Here is a 4,221-nt window from a genome sequence, read left to right on the forward strand (position 1 = left end):
GGGCCCTCCCTCATGAGGTCACTGTCGGATCGGCCAGACGGTGAGGTTGCCCGTCACGCTCGGGACGTTGAAGTTGTAGTCACCGGCGGTGAGGCTGGTGACCTCGTACATCGCCAGGTTGCCGTCGGCCGTGACCATGCACAGCCGGGTGCCCTTGCTGATGAGCCGGCGCTCCCCGAAATCCTTGCCGGAAACGGAATCCGGCAGGGCGTTCGTCTCGGCGCCCGTGCGGCACTCCTGAGGGGTCGTTCCCGCGCTCTTGCCGACGGTCGCGTCGAAGTCCCACTCCGAGTCACTGACCCTGATGTCACGGATGTCGGAGGACATCGAGCCCTCGGCGACGGTCTTCGGCGCGTCGAGGTCCACGTAGGTGGTGGCCAGGGACTGTGGCGTACGGATCGTCAGCGGCTTGTTGCTGAAGACCGGCGCTCCGTACGTGGCGGTCTCCGGCGGCGGCACGGAGGGCGTGCCGGCCGGGTCGGAGGCAGGGTCGCTCGGAGGCGGGGTGGTGGGCCGCTCCTTGGCCGGGGCCGCGGCGGCCGGCGGTGTGGTGGGCTTGGCGTCCGCCGTGCTCTTCTTGCCGTCGGTGTCCTTGCCACCGAGGAAGTACACGGCGGCACCCGCGCCCGCGCCGACCGCGACCACCAGAGCGGCGGCGAGCAGGATCGCTTTGGCCTTCCCGGACTTCTTCGGGGCCGCAGGGGCCGCAGGGGTAGGAGGGGCAGGGGGCTGGGGCCCGCCCAGGTTGAAGGTCGGGGCGCCCTGCGGATGCTGGTAGGTCTGATGGGCAGGAGGGGCGCCAGGGGCCCCGAACTGGCCGCTCGGCGGCGCCTGCTGCGGCATGCCCTGGGTGTGGTGCGTCGGTTGGGCATACGGCGGCAGCGTGGGCGGCCCCTGAGGGGCCTGCGGGGGCTGCTGCGGCACCGGAGGTTGCTGTGCTGCCTGCGCTGCTTGTGCCGCCTGCGCTGCCTGCGCCGCCTGTGCGGTCTGCGCCTGCTGGGCCGCGTACTGGGCCGTCTGTTCCCTTCGTGCGATCTCCTCGGCTACCGGCTCCGGCAGCCACCCGGCGAACTCCCTCAGGGGGCGTCCCGCCGACTGCTCGCACAGGGGCATCAGCTCGGCCGGCGTGATGCGCTCCGCCGCGTCCGCCGTCAGGCAGCGCTCCAGGAGCGGGCGCAGGGAGTCCGGGTAGCCGGAGAGGTCCGGCGGGCGGTGACCGGCGTTGGCGATCTGCGCGGCCACGGTGATCGCGCCGCCGTCACCGAAGGGGTGCCGTCCGGTGGCGGCGACGGCCGCGATGAGGCCGAGCGAGAAGACGTCGCTCGCCGGGCCGACCTGCTCGCCCAGCGCGTGCTCGGGCGACATGTACTGCGGGGTGCCGATGAGGCCGCCGCTCGCGGTGAGCTGGGTGGCGTCGGCGGCACGCGCGATACCGAAGTCGATGACGAACGGACCGGCGGAGCCGATCAGGATGTTGCTCGGCTTGAGGTCGCGGTGCACGACCCCGGCGGCATGGATCGAGGACAGCGCGAGCGCCGCGCAGCCGACCAGCTGGAAGACGGCCGCCTCGGGCAGCGGACCGAAGTGCCCGAGCACCTCGTGCAGGGCGAGTCCGGGTACGAACGCGCTGGCCAGCCACGGCTGCGTACCGCTGGTGTCGTGGTCGACGACCGGCACGATGTGGTAGCCCTGCACCCGGCGGGCGGCCTGCACCTCCTGCTCGAAACGGCGCCGGAAGTCCGGGTTCTGGCCGTACTCGCGACGGATGACCTTGAGTGCGACGGGCTGGTTGCCGCGGGTGTGCGAGAGGTAGACGGTGCCCATGCCGCCCTCGCCGATGCGGGCGTGGAGGTGGTAACCGGCGGTCTCGCGCGGGTCCTCCGGGCCGAGCGGGCTGAGGATGTCGCCGACGGAGTTGCTGATGGGGAGCCTCCAGGGCCGAAGGTGGGGACGGTCGGGGTGGTGCCACACGGTCGGTAGGCGCGTGGCGTCGACCGGCGGGGTCGATCGACGAGACCGGTCGACGAGGCCGACCGGCGGGGTGTTTCGGTGAGGTCTTCCGGTGGAGCGGGTCAGGTCGTGCGGCGCACCCGGCGGGACCATTCGTCCGCCTGGGGGTCCTTCACGGTCATCGGCACCGTCGGTGCGAGCGCGGGCAGCGGGGGTACGCGCGGAGCGGGAGCGGTCACCGTGGGCGCCTCGGCGAGGGCCGCACGGCTGTCGGGACGTACGGCCGCCTCCCGGGCCCGTACAGCGGCAGCCAGGGGCCCGGGAAGCCACCCGGAGAAGTCCCGTACGTCGCGCCCGGCGGCCGAGCGGCACATTTCGGCCACCTCGGCGGCGGACGGGCGGTCCTCGGGCAGGGCGGCGAGGCACCGCCCCACGACGGTGCGCAGCGGCTCGGGGCAGGTGCTCAGGTCCGGCGGCTCACGGTCGGTACCGGCGATACGGGCGGCGACCGCGAGGCCGTTGCCGCGGCCGTACGGATGCCGGCCGGTGGCGGCGAGCACGCCGATCAGGCCGAGCGCGAACACGTCGGCGGCGGGCGTCAGCCGCCGCCCCAGGGCGTGCTCGGGGGACATGAACTTCGGAGTGCCGACGAGCCGCCCCACAGTGGTCAGGGTGACGGCGCCGGCGGCACGCGCGATGCCGAAGTCGAGCATCCAGGGCCCGTCGGACGCGAGCAGCAGGTTGCCCGGCTTCACGTCGCGGTGGATGACTCCGGCGGTGTGGATCGCGTCGAGGGCGCGGGCGGTGCAGCACAGCAGTTGCAGCACGGTGGGGGCGGGCAGCGGGCCGTACGCGTCGAGGGCGTCGTCCAGGGCGATGCCCGGCACGAAGCGGGTGGCCAGCCAGGGGGGCGTACTGCCGCTGCCGCCGGGGGAGTTGCCGCTGTCGTGGTCGACGACGGGGACGATGTGGTAGCCGTGCACCTGCCGCGAGACCTCGACCTCGCGGGCGAAGCGCTCCCGGAACTGGGCACTGTCCGCGTACTCCCGGCGGATCAGCTTGAGGGCGACGGGCTGGTTGCCGCGGGTGCGGGTCAGGTAGACGGTGCCCATGCCGCCCTCGCCGATGCGTGCCTCCAGGACGTAACCGGCCAGCTCGCGCGGATCGTCCGCCCGCAGTGGCACCAGTGCGGTGCCGACGGCGCTCCGTCCGGCTCCGGCGGTGTTCCTGCCGTCGCCCCGGCTGCTGCCCGTACTGCTGTCCCCGTCGCGCATGCCCAACTCCCCCTGGTGCCCCCGTGGTCGGCGCGAGGGGAGCCTACCGTGCGACGGGAGGGGGCATTGAGGAGGCCCAGAGACGGCGGCAGGACGACAGCGCGGCGGCCAGCAGGAGTCCGTTGCGCACGACCATGAGCAGGCACCCGTAGACGCTGCCCGAGGTGACCTGACCGTACGCGAGCGGATAGGCGAGGGTGCTGACGGCGGCCGCCGCCAACACCATGGCGACGACAGGCCGTTGAACGGTCTGCCGCGCGGTGAGGCAGACCGCGGAGAGGCCGATCAGCCAGATCATGTACTGCGGACTGATGACACGGCTCGTGACGACGAAGAGCAGCACGGCGCACAGGGTGGCGTCGCACGCCGTCGCCGGAGTCCAACTCCGTGCCTTCACCCTCCAGAGCAGCAGCCAGGCGAACGCGACCGCGGTCAGCATCAAAGAGGCGTGCGCGACCGTCGAGACGTACGGGCCCATGAACTCCATGGCACCGTACCGGTATTCGACGCGGTAGGCGCCGCTGCTCGGCAGGCCGGTCAGCCGTGCGAGGGACAGCAGGGTGCCGCCCATGGACTCGATCTGCACACCCCGGTTGCCCTGCTGCCGGAGGAAGTCGAAGGTGTGCGAGAAGGCCAGCGCCAGGACGCCGAGGAGCACGGCCGCCGACGCGACGGCCGACCCCCAGGCCGCTCTGGTGGTACGTCCCCTGGGCGTGCCGAGGAGGGCCAGCACCGGCCAGACCTTCACCAGCGCACCGGCCGCGGCGAGCGTACCGCCCAGCCAGGGGCGGCGGCGCAGCGCGAGCAGCGAGAGGGCGGCCAGGGCCGTGACCTGGACGTCGTACCGGACCAGGGGGACGTGCAGCAGAAGCGGCAGTCCCGCGACCCACACCCAGGCACCGGACAACGGGGTGTGCCGCAGCCACGCGCGCGTACGCGCACTGCACGTCGCCGGAACTCGCGGCGGAGTCTTGGGCCGCAGCCACGCGCGCGTACG

3 protein-coding genes are annotated in these 4,221 nt (G+C 73.1%); all 3 read right to left on the minus strand.

Annotated features, from left to right (window positions below; genetic code table 11):
- Positions 1–18 precede the first annotated feature (18 nt).
- Positions 19–1,971, minus strand: coding sequence for a serine/threonine-protein kinase (locus ACWGIG_RS37360; RefSeq protein WP_453326175.1), 1,953 nt, complete (start codon positions 1,969–1,971; stop codon positions 19–21).
- A 101-nt stretch (positions 1,972–2,072) separates the two neighbouring features.
- Positions 2,073–3,224 carry a serine/threonine-protein kinase gene (locus ACWGIG_RS37365; RefSeq protein ID WP_453326176.1) on the minus strand — a complete coding sequence of 384 codons (1,152 nt, stop codon included), beginning with the start codon at positions 3,222–3,224 and terminating at the stop codon, positions 2,073–2,075.
- A 43-nt stretch (positions 3,225–3,267) separates the two neighbouring features.
- A partial coding sequence (locus ACWGIG_RS37370) for a glycosyltransferase 87 family protein (RefSeq protein ID WP_453326177.1) occupies positions 3,268–4,221 on the minus strand: 954 nt, incomplete at its 5' end.

The sequence above is a fragment of the Streptomyces sp. NPDC054863 genome (genome assembly GCF_053610825.1).

What these genes read in the sequence shown, in the direction of transcription:
- ACWGIG_RS37365 (WP_453326176.1), bottom strand. Translation starts at nt 3,224, where the DNA reads ATGCGCGACGGGGACAGCAGTACGGGCAGCAGCCGGGGCGACGGCAGG.